This is a genomic window from Streptomyces durocortorensis, from assembly GCF_031760065.1.
GTDB lineage: Bacteria > Actinomycetota > Actinomycetes > Streptomycetales > Streptomycetaceae > Streptomyces.
On record NZ_CP134500.1, the window covers coordinates 6,246,131 to 6,263,048 of the forward strand.

General features: G+C 73.0%; 15 protein-coding genes. 14 read left to right on the forward strand and 1 reads right to left on the reverse strand.

The genetic code is table 11. The annotated features are described in order from the left end of the window. Positions 1-112 precede the first annotated feature (112 nt). Both RI138_RS27555 and RI138_RS27560 read left to right on the forward strand, forming a co-directional pair. Positions 113-1,348: an SAV2148 family HEPN domain-containing protein gene (locus tag RI138_RS27555; protein ID WP_311122053.1), complete on the forward strand. Its 1,236-nt coding sequence runs from the start codon at positions 113-115 to the stop codon at positions 1,346-1,348. Between the two features lie 96 nt (positions 1,349-1,444). Next, complete coding sequence (locus RI138_RS27560; RefSeq protein ID WP_311122054.1) at positions 1,445-2,158, forward strand: 3'-5' exonuclease; 714 nt, start codon at positions 1,445-1,447, stop codon at positions 2,156-2,158. Between the two features lie 139 nt (positions 2,159-2,297). On the opposite strand, the gene RI138_RS27565 is transcribed toward RI138_RS27560, so the two are convergent. Further along, positions 2,298-3,164: a phosphotransferase enzyme family protein gene (locus RI138_RS27565; RefSeq protein ID WP_311122055.1), complete on the reverse strand. Its 867-nt coding sequence runs from the start codon at positions 3,162-3,164 to the stop codon at positions 2,298-2,300. Positions 3,165-3,325: 161 nt separating this feature from the next. Between RI138_RS27565 and RI138_RS27570 the strand changes: the two genes are divergently transcribed. The 12 genes from RI138_RS27570 (at position 3,326) to RI138_RS27625 (ending at position 16,878) form a co-directional block, all read left to right on the forward strand. Continuing rightward, the gene (locus tag RI138_RS27570; protein ID WP_398863854.1) at positions 3,326-4,258 is read left to right on the forward strand and encodes an ABC transporter permease subunit; all 933 of its coding nucleotides are present in this window, start codon (positions 3,326-3,328) and stop codon (positions 4,256-4,258) included. Positions 4,259-4,269: 11 nt separating this feature from the next. Further along, complete coding sequence (locus RI138_RS27575) at positions 4,270-5,139, forward strand: carbohydrate ABC transporter permease (protein WP_311123033.1); 870 nt, start codon at positions 4,270-4,272, stop codon at positions 5,137-5,139. Continuing rightward, complete coding sequence (locus tag RI138_RS27580) at positions 5,139-6,440, forward strand: ABC transporter substrate-binding protein (RefSeq protein WP_311122056.1); 1,302 nt, start codon at positions 5,139-5,141, stop codon at positions 6,438-6,440. Before RI138_RS27575 ends, RI138_RS27580 begins: the two co-directional genes overlap by 1 nt. Positions 6,441-6,506: 66 nt before the next feature. Continuing rightward, positions 6,507-7,760, forward strand: a complete 1,254-nt coding sequence (gene mgt, locus RI138_RS27585) for a macrolide-inactivating glycosyltransferase (protein WP_311122057.1) — start codon at positions 6,507-6,509, stop codon at positions 7,758-7,760. 219 nt (positions 7,761-7,979) lie between these two features. After that, positions 7,980-8,528 carry a DUF1697 domain-containing protein gene (locus tag RI138_RS27590; protein WP_311122058.1) on the forward strand — a complete coding sequence of 183 codons (549 nt, stop codon included), beginning with the start codon at positions 7,980-7,982 and terminating at the stop codon, positions 8,526-8,528. Continuing rightward, positions 8,521-8,934, forward strand: a complete 414-nt coding sequence (locus RI138_RS27595) for a nuclear transport factor 2 family protein (RefSeq protein ID WP_096626178.1) — start codon at positions 8,521-8,523, stop codon at positions 8,932-8,934. Before RI138_RS27590 ends, RI138_RS27595 begins: the two co-directional genes overlap by 8 nt. A gap of 278 nt (positions 8,935-9,212) precedes the next feature. Then, on the forward strand, positions 9,213-10,904 hold the full coding sequence (locus RI138_RS27600) for an ABC transporter ATP-binding protein (protein WP_311122059.1): 1,692 nt from the start codon (positions 9,213-9,215) through the stop codon (positions 10,902-10,904). Then, on the forward strand, positions 10,901-12,694 hold the full coding sequence (locus RI138_RS27605) for an ABC transporter ATP-binding protein (RefSeq protein WP_311122060.1): 1,794 nt from the start codon (positions 10,901-10,903) through the stop codon (positions 12,692-12,694). The genes RI138_RS27600 and RI138_RS27605 overlap by 4 nt, the downstream gene beginning before the upstream one ends. A 68-nt stretch (positions 12,695-12,762) precedes the next feature. Beyond that, positions 12,763-13,824, forward strand: a complete 1,062-nt coding sequence (locus RI138_RS27610; RefSeq protein WP_311122061.1) for an ABC transporter substrate-binding protein — start codon at positions 12,763-12,765, stop codon at positions 13,822-13,824. 103 nt (positions 13,825-13,927) lie between these two features. Continuing rightward, positions 13,928-14,953: a FecCD family ABC transporter permease gene (locus tag RI138_RS27615; protein WP_311122062.1), complete on the forward strand. Its 1,026-nt coding sequence runs from the start codon at positions 13,928-13,930 to the stop codon at positions 14,951-14,953. Beyond that, positions 14,950-16,041 (forward strand): FecCD family ABC transporter permease, encoded by a 1,092-nt coding sequence (locus tag RI138_RS27620; protein ID WP_096626188.1) that lies wholly within the window; start codon positions 14,950-14,952, stop codon positions 16,039-16,041. Before RI138_RS27615 ends, RI138_RS27620 begins: the two co-directional genes overlap by 4 nt. Before the next feature lie 3 nt (positions 16,042-16,044). Continuing rightward, entirely contained in the window at positions 16,045-16,878 is an 834-nt protein-coding gene (locus tag RI138_RS27625) for an ABC transporter ATP-binding protein (RefSeq protein WP_311122063.1), read from the forward strand. Positions 16,879-16,918 lie beyond the last annotated feature (40 nt).

Consider the following 16,918-nt stretch of genomic DNA (forward strand, 5'->3'; position numbering starts at 1 on the left):
CCGCGCCCGCAGGGGAGTTGAGAAAGTCGCCTGCGCATCGGGCTGCATCGGATCACGCTCCCGGAGTACCCTTCCTTGATCGTTGGGTGGGGGAGTGGAAGGCGGTACGCGGGTGAGCTCGGGAGGATTCGAGCTGCCCCCAGGTGACGCAGGTCACGAGGGGGAATCGACCGATGCCCCGCCCGGGGCGGTGTCCCTTGCGCAGCCCCTGGAGATAGGCGCCGAGCTGGACTGGGGAGCGGAGGCCTGGGGCGAGGTGCGCACGCGCGCCCAGCGGGCGGGGCGCGCCTATATCTGGCTGAATCTGGTCGAACAGCGTCTGCGGGCGGTGGTCGCCGCGGTGCTCCGGCCGATCTACGAGCCGGTGCACGGCGAGGAGTGGGTGGTGGCAGCGGCCGGACCCGCCGGACAGGAGTGGGTGCAGCGCGCCGTCGCCGTACGCGAGGTCTCGCGCCGCAAGGGCTATCTGCTGGACCCGGCCGACGACAACGTCCTCAGCTTCCTGACGCTGCCCCAGCTGCGCGAGCTGATGGTCCAGCACTGGCCGTGCTTCGAGCCGTACTTCGATGACCGGCGCGATGTCGAGCTGGCCCTCGACGAGCTGGAGGTCGCGCGCAACGTCGTCTCCCGCAACCGCGCCCTGAACGAGGCGGTCCTCGCCCAGGCCGAACGCGCCTCCGCCCGCCTCCTGGACATCCTCGGCAGCGGGGCCGGAGTCCCCTCCGCCGACCGGCTGCCGGTGGACGCCGTGGAGGAGCTGGTCGGCGACCGGTACGCGGACGTGGTCTCCGTCCATCCGGACCGGGTCAGGCTCCAGCGCCAGCTGCCCGCCGAGGACCTGTTCGGCGGAGCGCGCCGGCTCGACGCCATCGGGATAGGCCTCAACCTGCTCGTGCAGAACTTCTCCGGCCGCCGCCTGGTCCGGCTCGCCGAGTCGGGCTGCCGGGTCCGGCTGCTGTTCATCAACCCGGCCAGCAGCGCGGTCCGCCGCCGGGAGCGGGAACTGGGCCTCAAGAAGGGCGAGCTGAGCCGCTCGGTGGAGATGAACATCCTCCATATGCGTCGCGTCCGCTCCAAGCTCCGCGACCCCGGCGCCTTCGAGATCCAGGTCTTCGACGAGACCCCGCGCTTCACCGCGTACCTGGTGGACGGCGACGGCCCGGACGCCGTGGGCGTCGTCCAGCCCTATCTGCGCCGCGCCCGGGGCATGGAGGCCCCCGTCCTGGTGCTGCGCGGCGGCGGGCGGCGCACGGTGGTGCGAGCCGGGCAGGACAACGAGCACGGCCTCTTCGAGATCTACCGCGAGGAGTTCGAGTCGGTCTGGACGGATTCGCGCCCGGTCTCCTGACAGGCCGTGGTCCGCGGGGGTGCCGCAGGGCGCTGTCAGTGGCCCGTGGCAGGGTGGTCATCAGTCGGGGGAGCGCACCACGAAGGAGGTATCCGGATGAGCTGGCACCGGGGAACACTGGTCGGCTTCGACCTGGAGACGACGGGGACCGACGTCGAGACCGACCGGATCGTCACCGCCGCACTCGTCCGGCTGGAGCCGGACGGCACGGTCGCCGAGCAGCGGACCTGGCTGCTCGATCCGGGGGTGGCGATACCGGAGCAGGCCTCCGCGATCCACGGGATCGGCACGGACCACGCCCGCAAGCACGGCGCCCGGGCGGCCTCGGCTGTCGAGGAGATCGCCCGGGCGGTATCCGAGGTGCTGCGTTCGGACGTCCCGCTGGTGGTGATGAACGCCCGCTACGACCTCTCGCTCCTGGACCGAGAATGCCGCAGGTACGGACTGCCGTCGGTCGAGGACCGGGTGGGCGGGGCGCCGTCGCCCGTCATCGATCCGCTGGTCATCGATAAGCACGTCGACAAGTACCGCAAGGGCAAGCGCGCCCTCCAGGCGCTCTGCGACCACTACGGGGTGACGCTCGACGGGGCCCACGACGCGACGGCGGACGCGGTGGCCGCCGTGCGCGTGGTGCGCCGGATGGGCGAGCGGCACCGCCCCGTCGGCACCCTGCCCCCCGCCGAGCTGCACGCCCTCCAGATCCGGGCGGCCGCCGAGCAGTCGGCCTCCCTGCAGGCCTATCTGCGCCGCAGCGCCGACCCGGCGGCCGTGGTCGAGCCGTCCTGGCCGGTGATCCCGCGCGGGCGGTGAGCCGGCGCCCGCGGTGTCGTACGGGCTCCGTTCAGGGGGATGGCAGGACACGAACTGGCCGGAAGCGCACTGAGGGGCCCACGCTCCTCGTACGCCCCAGCCATCGCGGACCCTCCGGGGTGAGCCGGCGTGTACAAGCCTAGAAGGGATACCACCGCACTTCCGGATCGCCGTCCCGCAGCGAGGCCACGCGGCGGCGGAATTCCGCCAGCGCCTTCGGGTTGGCCGGGGCGTGCTGGGCGACCCAGGCGCAACTGGCCGTCTCGCGGGCGCCCCGCAGGACCGCGCAGCCGTCCCACTCCCGTACGTCCCAGCCGTACGCGGAGGTGAAGGCGTCGTAGGCCGCGGGGTCGAGGGCGTAGCGGTCGCGGGACAGGGCCAGGACCACCAGATCGTGTTCTCGCAGGTCGGCGGAGAACGTCTCCAGGTCGACCAGGACCGGGCCGTCGGGGCCGACGTGGACGTTGCGCGGGAGCGCGTCGCCGTGGATCGGGCCCGGCGGCAGATGGGGGACCAGGGCGACGGCCGCGGCCGCGAAGCCGTCGCGGCGCTCGCGGAGGTAGTCGGCGTCGGCCGGGTCGATCGCGTCGCCCGCCAGGGTCAGCCACCGCTCCACACCTCCCAGCAGCTCGCGGCACGGCAGGGTGAAGTCCGCCGGGGCGGGCAGCGCGTGCACCAGGGTCAGCAGCGGTGCGAGGTCGCGTGGCTCGGTGGGGCGTACGGGGTCGGGGAGCCGGTGCCAGAGCGTCACCGGGTGGCCGTCGGCCGTCCGGGGCCGGTGCTCGGCCGCGCGGACGGCCGGGACGCCGGAGGCGGCCAGCCAGTCGGCGAGGGCCACCTCCCGCTCGGCCCGCTCGCGCAGCTCGGGGTGGCCGGTGGCGTCCCGCCCGACCTTGATCACCAGGTCCCCGTCGGCGAACACCGCGTTCTCGCCCAGCGCGAGCAGCTCCGCCGTGCCGGGGAGCCCGGCAGCCGTCAGCACCTCACGCGCACGCTTCTCGTCCATGGGTGCGATTTTCGCATCTCCGGGGACCACCCTTGACGAACCGACGGGCCGTCAGCACGATGACGAAGGCTCACGGTCGGCCGGAAGGGAACGACGTCCGCCTCAGGTGTCTTAGGTGCATCAGGTGCATCAGTGGCATAAGAGACAGAGAGGTCTCCTTCGTGACATCGGTGACCGCGGCGAAGCGGCCCGGGCGGCCGGGAACCCCGGGGCGGAGGGTGTTCGGCGACCGCGCCGCCTGGTTCCTGGTGCTGCCCGCTCTCCTCCCCATCCTGATCCTCAGTGTGGGGCCGCTCCTCTACGGCATCGGGCTCGCCTTCACCGACGCCCAGTCCGGTCGCACCCGCTCCACCCAGTGGATCGGCACCCTGAACTTCCAGGACCTGCTGCACGACACCCTGTTCTGGGACTCGTTCCGGATCGGCCTGCTCTGGGCGGTCGGCGTCACCGTCCCGCAGTTTCTCCTGGCGCTCGGCCTCGCCCTGCTGCTCAACCAGAACCTGCGGATGCGCTGGCTGGCCAGAGCTCTGGCGATCATCCCCTGGGCGATGCCCGAGGTCGTCGTCGGCATCATGTGGCGGCTCGTCTACAACCCCGACGCGGGCATCCTCAACGAGACCATCCGCGACCTCGGCCTCGGCGACGGCCGGGACTGGCTGACCGGTCTCGCCACCGCCCTGCCCGCCGTGATCCTCGTCGGCATCTGGGCGGGCATGCCGCAGACCACCGTGGCCCTGCTCGCCGGGCTCCAGAACACCCCGCACGAACTCCACGAGGCGGCGGCCCTGGACGGAGCGGGCGCCTGGCGCCGGTTCCGTACGGTCACCTGGCCCGCGATCAAGCCCATCGCCCTCGCCATCTCCGCCCTCAACCTGATCTGGAACTTCAACTCCTTCGCCCTGGTCTATGTGCTGACCAGCGGCGGGCCCGGCGGCCGGACCCGGCTGCCGATGCTTTTCGCGTACGAAGAGGCTTTCCGCTACGGACAGTTCGGCTACGCCGCCGCTATGGGCTGTGTGATGGTCGCGGTGGTCTCCGTGCTCCTGGCCTTCTTCCTCGTCGGCCGGCTCAACGGAGGAGACGAGGAGCGATGAGGCGAGAAGCGATGAGGCGAGGGTCCGCAGGGCGGGAGCCGGCCGGGCTGCGCACCAGCGGCGCTGCGCGCGCCGGCCAGTACCTCGCGCTCCTGGCCTATCTGGTCTTCCTCGCCCTCCCGTTCCTCTGGCTGCTCTCCACCGCCTTCAAACCCGCCCGCGAACTGGGCTCGCTGCATCCGACCTGGATTCCCGAGCAGCCCACCCTGGACAACTTCCGCCAGGCCTTCGACGAGCAGCCGCTGCTCCAGGCGGCGGCCAATTCGCTGATCGCGGCCGTCTCCGCCGCCCTGATCGCCGTCGTCATCGCCACCCCGATGGCCTATGTGATGGCCCGCCACCGGGGTCGGCTCGCCACCGCCGCGACCGGCTGGGTCGTGGTCAGCCAGGCGTTCCCGTTCGTCCTGGTGATCATTCCGCTCTTCCTGGTGCTCAAGAACCTGCATCTGATCAACACCCTGTGGGGGCTGATCCTGGTCTACGTCGTCTGGTCACTGCCCTTCGCCCTGTGGATGCTCGCCGGTTATGTGCGCGCGGTGCCCGCCGAGCTGGAGGAGGCCGCCGCCGTCGACGGCGCGGGCCGGGTGCGCACCCTCGTCTCGGTCGTCACCCCGCTGCTCGCGCCGGGGATCGTCGCCACCGCCCTGTTCGCGTTCATCACCGCATGGAACGAGTTCTTCTTCGCGCTCGTCCTGCTCAAGACCCCGGAGAAACAGACCTTGCCGGTCGTCCTCACCCACTTCCTCGGCGCGGAGGGCGTGGCCGACCTCGGGCCGCTCGCGGCCGCCGCGTTCCTCGCCACACTGCCCTCCCTGGTCCTCTTCGCCTTCATCCAGCGCCGGATCACCGGCGGCATGACGGCCGGGGCGGTGAGGGGCTGATGCGGGCTGCCCTGGCCCGGCGGGCCGCCGCGGCCGCCGTCGTACTGGCTCTCCTGCTCACCGGCTGCTCCGGCGGAGGGGACGACGGACGGGACGCGGACGGCACCATCCGGCTGCGGTTCCAGTCGCTGGCCTGGCAGAAGGAGTCCGTCGACGCCAACAAGCAGCTGGTGAAGGAGTGGAACGCCGCCCACCCCGGCGTCCAGGTCGACTACGTCCAGGGCAGCTGGGACAGCGTCCACGACCAGCTGCTCACCTCCTTCGAGGGCGGCGAGGCGCCCGACATCATCCACGACGCATCCGACGACCTGGCCGACTTCGCGTACGGCGGCTATCTCACCGATCTGGGCCCCCTCCTCCCGGCCCGTCTCAAGGCCGAGATCCCCGAACAGTCCTGGCGCACCACGACCTTCGGCGAGGGCGTCTACGGCGTGCCGTTCCTCCAGGAGCCCAGGGTCCTGATCGCCAACACGAAGCTGCTGAAGGCCTCCGGCGTCCGCATCCCGACCCCTGAGGACCCCTGGAGCTGGGAGGAGTTCCGGTGGGTCACCAAGGAGCTGACGGGCAAGGGGCGGTACGGGATCGCCTGGCCGCTCAAGGAGCCGGTCTCCGTCACCCTCAACCTGGGCCTGTCCGGCGGCGGGCAGCTCTTCCACCGCGACGACGACGGCAAGGCGGTCCTGCGCTTCGAGGAGGGCGACCGGGTGGTGCCCGGCACCATCCACGACCAGGTCAACACCGACGGCAGCGCTGCCCGCAGCGCCTTGGGCATGGGCGGGTCGGACTCCCTGCCCGGCTTCTTCGGCGGCAAGTACGCGATGGTGCCTCTCGGGTTCTCGTACCGCCAGCAGATCATCCAGCAGGCGCCCGAGGGGTTCGACTGGACGGTTCTGCCGGCACCGGCGGGTGCGGGCGGGCCGACCCAGGGGGTGAGCCCGCAGACGCTGTCGGTCGCCGAGGACAGCCCGCACAAGAAGGAGGCCGTGGCCTTCATCGACTTCCTCCTGCGGCCGCCGAACATGGTGCGACTGGCCCGGGGCGACTGGATGCTGCCGACCGGTACCGAGGCGCTGGCCGACCCCTCGCTGCACACCGCCGAGCACGGCTGGAACGTAGGGACCGCGCTGGCGCGGGGGCTGCGCCCGGCGCCCGCCCAGAGTGTGCGTGGCTATCCCGAATGGAAGGACAAGGTGGCCACCCCCGCCCTCCAGGAGTTCTACAGCGGCGCGATCGACATCGGTGAACTGCGCAAACGGCTGGTCGACGACGGGAACAGGGTGCTGGCGCGCTACCAGCGCTGAGGGGGGAAAGGGAGCGGGGACGGAAACAGATTGCACGAGACGTCTCGTCTCGTTTACGGTGCCGGTATGACGGAATCCCCGCGTGCCCACATCGCCATGTTCTCCATCGCCGCCCACGGACATGTGAACCCGAGCCTCGACGTCATCCGCGAACTGGTCGACCGTGGACACCGTGTCAGCTACGCCATCCCGGCCTCCTTCGCCGAGAAGGTCGCCGCCACCGGCGCCGAGCCCGTGATCTACACCTCGACCCTGCCGACCGACGAGGACCCCGAGGCCTGGGGCACCGAGCTGATCGACAACATCGAACCCTTCCTCAACGACGCGATCCGGGCACTCCCGCAGCTGGCCGAGGCCTTCGCGGGCGACGAGCCCGATCTCGTCCTGCATGACATCACCTCCTATCCCGCCCGCGTCCTCGCCCACCGCTGGGGCGTCCCCGCCGTCTCCCTCTGGCCCAACCTCGTGCCCTGGGAGGGGTACGAGAAGGAGGTCGGTGAGCCGATGACCGCCGAGCTGAAGCAGACCGGGCGCGGCAAGGCGTACTACGCGCGCTTCGACGGCTGGCTCGCCGAGAACGGCCTGGGCCATGTCTCCTCCGACGACTTCGTGGCCCGCCCGCGCCGCGGCCTCGTCCTGATCCCCGAGGCGCTCCAGCCGAACGCCGACCGGGTCAACCGCGAGATGTACACCTTCGTCGGCGCCTGCCAGGGCGACCGTGCCGACCAGGGGGAGTGGCGGCGGCCCCCCGGTGCGGAGAAGGTGCTGCTGGTCTCGCTGGGCTCCTCGTTCACCAAGCAGCCCGCCTTCTACCGGGAGTGCGTCACGGCCTTCGGCGACCGGCCCGGCTGGCATGTGGTGCTCCAGATCGGCGCACACGTCGACCCGGCGGAGCTCGGTGACGTGCCCGGCAATGTCGAGGTGCGTCGGTGGGTGCCGCAGCTGTCCGTGCTGCGGCAGGCGGACGCCTTCATCACCCACGCCGGGGCGGGCGGCAGTCAGGAAGGGCTCGCCACCGGCACCCCGATGGTCGCGGTCCCGCAGGCCGTCGACCAGTTCGGCAACGCCGACATGCTCCAGTCGCTCGGCGTGGCCCGGCACCTCCCGATGGAGGACGCCGACGCCACGAGCCTCGCCGGGGCGGTGCTCGCCCTGGTGGACGACCCCGAGGTGGCCGCCCGGTGCGCGCGGCTGCGCGAGCAGATGGTGAGGGAAGGCGGCACGCCGCGCGCCGCCGACCTCATCGAGGCCGAGATCGATGCCGAAGCCGATGCCGAAGCCGATGCCGAAGTCAAGGCCGAGGTCAACACGAAGAGCTAGGCCGAACTGTCCTGCCGAGCGGAGCCGTTGGACTGTTGCAACGAGTCCGGCGACGCGAGCCGGAGCTCGCCCGCCCGGGCCCTCGAAGCGATCGCCGTCGCCTCGTCCGCGGACGGCGACCAGCGGCCCTCGCTCTCCAGTCACCGTGGCCGCCGCGCTCTCCCCCCACGGGGCGCGGCGGCCGCGGTGTGCGCGGGGATCGTTCTAGGGTGGGTGGCCATGACGACGACGTACGCGGCACTGCTGCGCGGGATCAACGTGAGCGGCAGCAGAAGGGTCCCGATGCCCGAACTGCGCGACGTGCTCACCGGGCTGGGTCACACCGGCATCGCCACTTATCTGCAGAGCGGCAACGCCGTCTTCCGCAGCGACCACGAGGACGAGAACGCCGTCGCCGCCGACCTGCGAAAGGCCCTGCACCAGCGGTTCGGGTTCGCTGTCGACTGCCTCGTCCGCGACAGCGGCTATCTCGCGGCCGTCGCCGACGCCTGCCCCTTCCCCGCCGCCGAACTGGCGGGCAAGCAGCTCCATGTCACCTACTTCGACCGGCCCGTGGACGCCGACCGCTTCGCGGACCTCGACGCCCCCGCCTTCCTGCCGGAGGAGTTCCGGCTCGGCGACCGCTGCCTGTATCTGTACGCCCCCGACGGGCTCGGCCGCTCCAAGCTGGCCGACGCCCTGGGGCGCCCCCGCCACACCAAGGGCCTCACCGCCACCACCCGTAACTGGAACACCGTGGCCAAACTCGTGGAGATGACCCGTGTCTGAGCCCTCGCCCGCCGTGGCCGCAGCCATCGAAGGCGAGCTCCGCCTGCTGGACCCGGCGGTGCGGGCCTGCGCCGGTCTCCTCGCCGAGCTGCTGCACCCCGAGTTCCAGGAGATCGGCAGCAGCGGCAGGCTCTGGAACCGGGAGACGATCATCGCGTCGCTGACCGCGGAGGACGCCCCGCTCCCCGGCCCGCTGACCGCGTCCCGGATGCGGGGGGCGCAGCTCTGCCCCGACCTGGTGCACCTGACCTTCGACACGGAGTCCAAGGGGCTCCGCTCGCACCGCAGTTCCCTGTGGCGGCTGGCCCCGGAGGGCTGGCGGCTCTACTTCCACCAGGCGACGCCGTTCAGCGACGACTCGCTGACCCGCGATCCGCTGTCCGACGGCCCGTTCGCCGGGGCCTGAGCGCAGCCGAGCAGTGCTCAGGCGCTACGCGCCGCCGCTCCGCCCGGCCGGCGAAGCGGCAGCCGGCTCGTGGTCACGGGCCGCGACGTCGCCTGCGCGGACGCCCGCCAGGGCCGCCGGCTCCGTGTGAGGCCGGAGCGCCGGATCGGGGATTCCGCCCTGCGGAGGCCAGGGTTCCCGGCTGCATCGAATTCAGGTTAGCCTTACCTTCGTTTGTCTGGAGGTGGGTGGCCGAAAGGTGCCCCTCCGCTGTTCGCGACACACTGAGGAGCAGGTGAGTGGGGGCTGATACGGCCGGGCGCGGTGTCATCCGCCGCGCCGTCGCACGGCAGCGTCGCGATGTCGTCGTCGGATCGGTGCTCGGCGCGGGTCACCAGATCGGCGAGGCCCTCGTCCCCGTCCTCATCGGGATGATCGTCGACCGTGCCGTCGTCCGCCCCGACGGGGGAGCGCTGGCCCTCTGGCTGGTGGTCCTCGCCGTCGTCTACGCCATGCTCTCCTACGGCTTCCGCTTCGGCGCCCGGGCCGGTGAGCGCGCCGCCGAACAGGCCGCGCACCACCTGCGCCTGGATGTCGTACGCCGGGTCCTCGCTCCGCACGGCGGAGCGGAGGCCGGACGGCCGCCCGGCGCCCTGGTGAACGTGGCCACCGAGGACGCCCGCCGGGTGGGGGCCGTCAACATGGCCCTGACCCTCGGCATCGCCGCCGTCGTCGGCGTCGTAGCGGGCGCGGTGCTCCTGCTCCGCGCCTCCCTGCCCCTCGGGCTCCTCGTCCTGATCGGCGCCCCGGCCCTCATGGCGCTCGGCCACTTCCTGGCCCGCCCCCTGGAGCACCGCAGCGAAGCCGAACAGGAACGCGCCGCCCACGCCTCCGGGGTCGCCGCCGACCTGGTCGCCGGGGTCCGTGTGCTCAAGGGACTGCGGGCGGAGCACGCCGCCGTCGACCGCTACCGCGCCACCAGCCAGGCCTCCCGTGAGGCCAATGTGCGGGCCGCCCGCGCCGCCGCCCTCCAGACCGGCCTGATGCTCACGCTGACCGGCTCGTTCATCGCGCTCGTCGCCCTCGTCGGCGGCCGCCTGGTCCTCAGCGACTCCATCGGCCTCGGCGCCCTTGTCTCCGCCGTCGGCCTCGCCCTCTTCCTCCCCGGCCCGATCGGCGTGCTGGCCTGGGTCGGCGCCGAGCTGGCCAAGGCCCGCGCCTCCGCCGCCCGGATCGCCGACGTGCTGGCCGCCCCCGGCGAGACCACCGGCGGCACCGGCGAACCGGCGGCTCCCGGCCCCGGCGAACTGCGCCTGCGCGGCCTCGGCCACGCCGGGCTCGACCGCCTCGACCTGACCGTCCGCCCCGGTGAGCACCTCGGCGTCGTCGTCACCGACCCGGCCGACGCCGCGACCCTGCTGCGCTGCCTGGCCCGGCGCTGCGACCCGGACCGGGGACGCGTCGAACTCGACGGTGTACCCCTCACCGAACTGGCCCCGGCCGCCCTGCGCTCCGCGCTGCTCGTGGCCGAGCACGACGCCCAGCTCTTCGACGGCACCCTCCTGGAGAACGTCACCGCCGCCGCGCCCGCCGGGTCCGACCCGCGCCCCGCGATGGACGCCGCCGCCGTCGAAGAGGTCGCCTCCGCCCTGTCCGGCGGCGCCGACGGCCGGATCGGGGAACGCGGCAGCTCACTCTCCGGTGGCCAGCGCCAGCGCGTCGCCCTGGCCCGCGCGCTCGCCGCCGACCGCGGCGTCCTGGTCGTCCACGACCCGACGACCGCCGTCGACGCCGCCACCGAGGCCCGGATCGCCGCGGGCATCCGCCGCGCCCGTACCGGCCGCACCACCGTCCTGGTCACCAGCAGCCCCGCGCTGCTCGCCGCCACCGACCGCGTCGTCCTCATCGACGGCGGCGCGATCGCCGCCGAGGCCCCGCACGAGGACCTCGTACGCGACCATCCCGTCTACCGCACGGCGGTGCTCACATGACCACGACAGCGGAGAATTCGGGCATAGGCGAGGGTGGCGACGGCAGGGAACTGCTCCCCGTCGCCACGGCCGCCCGCACCCGGGCCGCCCTGCGCGCGCTGATCCGGCCCGACCGGGGCCTCGCCCTGACCGGCATCGGCGTCCTGGTCGCGGCCACCGCGGTCGGCCTCCTCGTCCAGCCGCTGCTGGGCCGGATCGTCGACATCGTCGCCGACGGCCGCCCCGCCGCCGACCTGACCCTCCCCGTGGTCCTCCTCGTCGTGGTCGCCGCGATCCAGGGCCTCACCACGACGGTCGGGCTGACCCGGGTCGCGCGCCTCGGCGAGACCGTACTGGCCCGGTTGCGCGAGCAGTTCGTCCAGCGCGCCCTGAACCTCCCCGCCGACCGGCTGGAGCGCGCCGGGGCCGGAGACCTCACCGCCCGCGTCACCGGAGATGTCGCCCGGGTGGCCGAGGCCGTGCGCTCCGCGCTGCCCGAGATGGCCCGCTCCGTCCTCGCGATCGTCCTCACTCTCGGCGCGATGGCCCTGTTGGACGTACGGTTCCTGCTCGCCGCGCTCCTCGCGGTCCCCGTCCAGCTGCTCACCGCGCGCTGGTACGTGCGCCGGGCCGTCACCCTCTACGCGGACCAGCGGGTCGCCAACGGGGCCCAGCAGCAACAGCTCCTGGAGACCATCGGCGGGGCCGTGACCGTACGCGGCCACCTGCTGGCGGAACAGCACACCGAACGCACCGCCGAGCGCTCCCGCAAGGCCGTCGGACTGACCATGCGCAGCGTCAACCTGGTGCTGGGCTTCTACGGACGCCTCCACATCGCCGAGTACATGGGGCTGGCCGCCGTCCTCGTCACCGGGTTCCTGCTGGTGGGCGACGGGGCGGTGTCGATCGGTACGGCGACGGCCGCCGCCCTCTACTTCCACAGCCTCTTCGGGCCCGTCAACGCGGCCCTGGTGCTGCTCGACGACGCCCAGTCGGCGGCGGCCGGACTCGCCCGGCTGGTCGGGGTCACCGACCTCACCCGGCAGGCGGAGCCCGTCGCCGTGCCGAGGCAGCGCACCGGACCCGAGGCAGCCGCCGTCACCGTCAACGGGGTCGGCCACGCCTACGGGCCCGGCCGCCCCGTCCTGCACGAGGTCTCCCTCACGCTGAAGCCCGGAGAGCACGTGGCGCTCGTCGGAACCAGCGGAGCCGGGAAATCGACGCTCGCCCGGATCGTCGCGGGCGTCCAACAGCCCACCACCGGTACGGTCACCGCCCCCGCGGCCACCGGACGACGCCCGGTCGTCCTGGTCACCCAGGAAGTCCACGTGTTCACCGGCACCCTCGCCGACGACCTCCGGCTCGCCCGCCCCGACGCCACCGACGCCGACCTGCGTACCGCCCTGGCCGCCGTACACGCCCTGGACTGGGCCGAGGCCCTGCCCGACGGACTGGCCACCGTCGTCGGCGAGGGCGGCCACCGCCTCGACCCGGCCCGCGCCCAGCAACTGGCCCTCGCCCGGCTCGTCCTGGCCGACCCCGCCCTCGCCGTCCTCGACGAGGCGACCGCCGAGGCGGGCAGCGCGGGCGCGCGCGTCCTGGAACGTTCCGCCGAGGCCGCCCTGTCCGGCCGCACCGCCCTGGTCGTCGCCCACCGCCTCACCCAGGCCGTCGCCGCCGACCGGATCGTCGTGCTGGAGGCGGGCCGGGTCGTCGAGAGCGGTCCCCACGACGAACTGCGCGACGCGGACGGACCCTACGCGGCCCTGTGGCGCGCCTGGTCCGGCAGCCGCACCGCACCGCACCCCTGACCCCACGCACCACCACCCCCCGTTCCCGCCTCCCCGTGGCACGTCAACCGTCCCCGAAGGAATCGCTCATGTTCCGCTTGTTCCAGCGCACCCGGCTGACCGCCGTGGCCGCGTCCGCCCTGCTGCTCTTCGGAGCCGCGGCCTGCGGGTCCGACGAGAGCGGCGACGCGGCCGCCCCGTCCGCCGACGACAGCCCGCGCAAGGGCGCCTACCCGGTCACCCTCGACCACAAGTACGGCGCCACCACCCTCAAGGCCGAGCCGCAGCGCATCGTCACCGTCGGCCTCTCCGACCAGGACGCCGTGCTCGCCCTCGGCAAGGTCCCCGTCGGCACCACCGAGTGGTTCGGCGAGTTCAAGGGAGCCATCGGCCCCTGGGCCGAGAAGGCCCTCGGCGACAAGCCCCGGCCCACCGTCCTGCACGACGACGGCACCGGACCCCAGGTGGAGAAGATCGCCTCCCTGCGCCCCGACCTGATCCTCGCCCTGTACTCGGGCCTCACCAAGGACCAGTACCGCACCCTCTCCAAGATCGCCCCCGTCGTGGCCCAGCCCGAGAACGGCCCGGACTGGGGCATCTCCTGGCAGGACCAGACCGCGCAGGTCGGCAAGGCCCTCGGCAAGAGCGAGGAGGCCGCGGATCTGGTCGCGAAAACCGAGAAGCACATCACCGACGCCGCCGCCGCGCACCCCGAGTTCAAGGGGAAGACGGCCGTCATGGCCACCCCGTACGAGGGCATGTACGTCTACGGCTCGCAGGACAACCGCTCCCGGGTGCTGAACGGCCTCGGCTTCCAGCTGCCCGCCGGCCTGGACAAGGTCGTCGGCGACGCGTTCGGCGCCAACATCAGCAAGGAGCGCACCGACCTCCTCGACACGGACGCCGCCGTCTGGATCGTCGCCGACCCGGGCAAGGACGCCAAGAAGCTCCACGCCAACCCGCTCTACGGAAAGCTCGACGTGGTCGAGGAGGGCCGCGAGGTGATGGTGAAGGAGAGCAGCCACTTCGGCAGCGCCATCTCCTTCGTCACCCCGCTCAGCATCCCGTACACCGTCGACCGCCTGGTGCCGATGCTGTCCGCCGCCGTCGACGGCAAGACGGACACGAAGGTCGTCCACCCCGGGTCCTGACCCGTCCTGACCCGTTCTGACGAGCCCTGACCCGTCCTGACGCGTCCCGGGTGTCCGTCCCCGCCGAACCACCCCTGAGGAACCGGACCGTGGAGCCAGCCCCGTGACCCGCCCCGCCCGATGGCGACCCGTCCTGCTCGTGGCCGCGCTCGGCACCGTGCTGGTTGTGCTGTGCCTGCTCTCGATCGGGCTCGGCGCGCTCCAGATCCCGCCCGGCGACGTGCTCAAGGCGCTCATCGGCCGGCCGACCGGGCCCCGCATCGAGGACGTGATCTGGTCCGTGCGCATCCCGCGTACGGCGCTGGGCCTGGCGGCGGGCGCGGCGCTCGGCCTCTCCGGCTGCGTGATGCAGGCGCTGACCCGCAACCCGCTGGCCGACCCGGGCATCCTCGGGGTGAGCGCCGGGGCCGCGTTCGCCATCGTGCTGGCCGCCGGGGTCGCCGGGATCGGCTCGCTGCTCGGCTACATCTGGTTCGCGTTCGCCGGGGCGATGGCCGCCAGCGTCGTCGTCTATCTGCTGGGAAGGATGGGGCGTTCGGGGTCGACTCCGGTGAAGCTGGCCCTGGCCGGAGTCGCGGTCACCGCCGTCCTGACTTCGCTGACCAGCGCCATCGTCCTCACCGACCCGCACGCGCTGGACCGCTACCGCTTCTGGTCGGCCGGTTCGCTCGCCGAACAGGACGCCTCCACCGTGCTGCGCGTCCTGCCCTTCCTGGCCTTCGGCGCCCTCCTCGCCCTGGCGAGCGCCCCCGCCCTCAACAGCCTCGCCCTCGGCGACGACGTGGCCGCCTCGCTCGGCCGCAAGCTCGGCCTCGTCCGCTTCCAGGGCGTCATCGCCATCACCCTCCTCACCGGCGGGGCGGTCGCGGTGATCGGCCCCGTCGTCTTCATCGGCCTGGTCGTCCCGCACGTCGCCCGGGTCCTCGCCCAGTACGCCGGACTCGGCCCGGACCACCGCTGGCTGCTGCCGCTCTCGGCCGCCCTCGCCGCGAGTCTGCTGCTCAGTGCGGACATCCTCGGCCGGGTGATCGCCCGGCCCGTCGAGGTGCAGGCCGGGATCATCGTCGCCTTCATCGGCGGACCGTTCTTCATCGCCCTGGTCCGCCGACGCCGCCTCGCGGAGGTATGACCGTGACCACCGACACCCTGCCCACGAAGTCGCGCCCGGCCGCGAAGTCGGCCGCCCGCCCCTTCCGGCTCGCGTTCCCGCCGGTCTCCGGCACCCTGCGCCCCCGGCAGCTCGCGGTCTGCGCCGCGCTGGCCTTCGCCGTGTTCCTGGCCCTGTGCTGGAACGTCTCCATCGGGGAGTACGGCATCCCCCTCACCGACGTCGCCCGCGCGCTGACCGGCTCCGGCGACCCGGGCACCCTCCTCGTCGTCCAGGAACTGCGGCTGCCCCGCGCCATGACCGGGCTGCTCGCGGGCATCGCGTTCGGCATGTCCGGGGCGCTGTTCCAGACGATGACCCGCAACCCGCTGGCCAGTCCCGACATGATCGGCCTGACCCAGGGCGCCGGGACCGCCGTCGTCGCGGGCATCGTGCTGGGCTGGGACTTCGGCCTCGGCACCCAGGCTCTCGGCCTCCTCGGGGCCCTCACCAGCGCCCTGCTGGTCTACGGGCTCGCCTGGCGGCGCGGCACCACCGGCTACCGCATCATCCTCGTCGGCATCGGCGTCTCCTGGGTCTGCCTCAGCATCACCGACTTCCTGCTCGCCCGGGGCGGCCGCTTCCAGGCGCAGGCCGCGCTCGGCTGGCTCGTCGGCAACCTCAACGGCCGCGACTGGCAGCAGGCCGCACCGCTCGCCGTCTCCCTCCTCGTCCTGGTGCCCGCGGCCCTCCTGATCGGCCGCCTGATGCGTACGCTGCAACTCGGCGACGACGTCGCCAAGGGGCTCGGCACGCGGGTCCAGACCGTGCGCCTCACCGTCCTGATCACCGGCGTCGGCCTGGTCGCCTTCGCCACGGCGGCCGCCGGACCGGTCGCGTTCGTGGCGCTCACCGCCCCGCAGATCGCCCAGCGCCTCTGCCGCACCGCCTGGCCGCCCCCGCTCGCCGGCGGACTGACCGGCGCCCTCGTCGTCCTCGCGTCCGACGTCCTCGCACGCGAACTGATCCCCGGCACCGAACTGCCCGTCGGGATCGTCACCGGAGTGCTCGGCGCCCCGGTGCTGCTCTGGCTGCTCATCCGCGTCAACCGCGCGGGCTCAGGAGGCTGACCGATGACCACCGCCGAACCCGACCTGCGGGCCGAGGGACTGCACCTGGGCTACGACGGCCGGGCCGTCGTCTCCGGCCTCGACCTGGCCGTCCCGCCCGGCCGCATCACCGCCGTCATCGGCGCCAACGCCTGCGGGAAGTCGACCCTGTTGCGCGCCCTGGCCCGGCTGCTGGCCCCCCGCGAAGGAGCGGTGAGCCTGGACGGCCGCGCCCTGCACACCATCCCCACCCGGGAGCTTGCCCAGCGGCTCGGTATCCTCCCGCAGTCCCCGGTCGCCCCGGAGGGCCTCACCGTCATCGACCTGGTCAACCGGGGCCGCTCCCCGCACCAGACGTGGTGGCGGCAGTGGACCAAGGCCGACGAGCAGGCGGTGCGCGACGCGCTCGCCGCCACCGGCACCACCGACCTCGCCGACCGCGCGGTGGACGAACTCTCCGGCGGCCAGCGCCAGCGCGCCTGGATCGCCATGGCCGTCGCCCAGGGAACCCCGGTTCTCCTCCTCGACGAGCCGACCACGTATCTCGACCTCGCCCACCAGATCGACGTCCTGGACCTGGTCGTCGACCTCAACCGCCGCGAGGGGCGCACGGTCGTGATGGTCCTGCACGACCTCAACCAGGCCTGCCGGTACGCCGATCACGTCATCGCGATGAAGAAGGGCAGCGTCGTCGCCGAAGGCGCGCCCGCCGACGTCATCACCGCCGAAACCGTCGAGGACGTCTTCGGCCTCCGCTGCCAGGTGGCCACGGACCCGGTGAGCCGGACCCCGCTGGTGATCCCGGTGGGCCGCCACCACACCCCTGACCCCGACCAGCCGCAAAAGACGCTCGCCTGACGGGCGGCCGCACGTAACGGCCGTACGGCAGCCCGTCCGT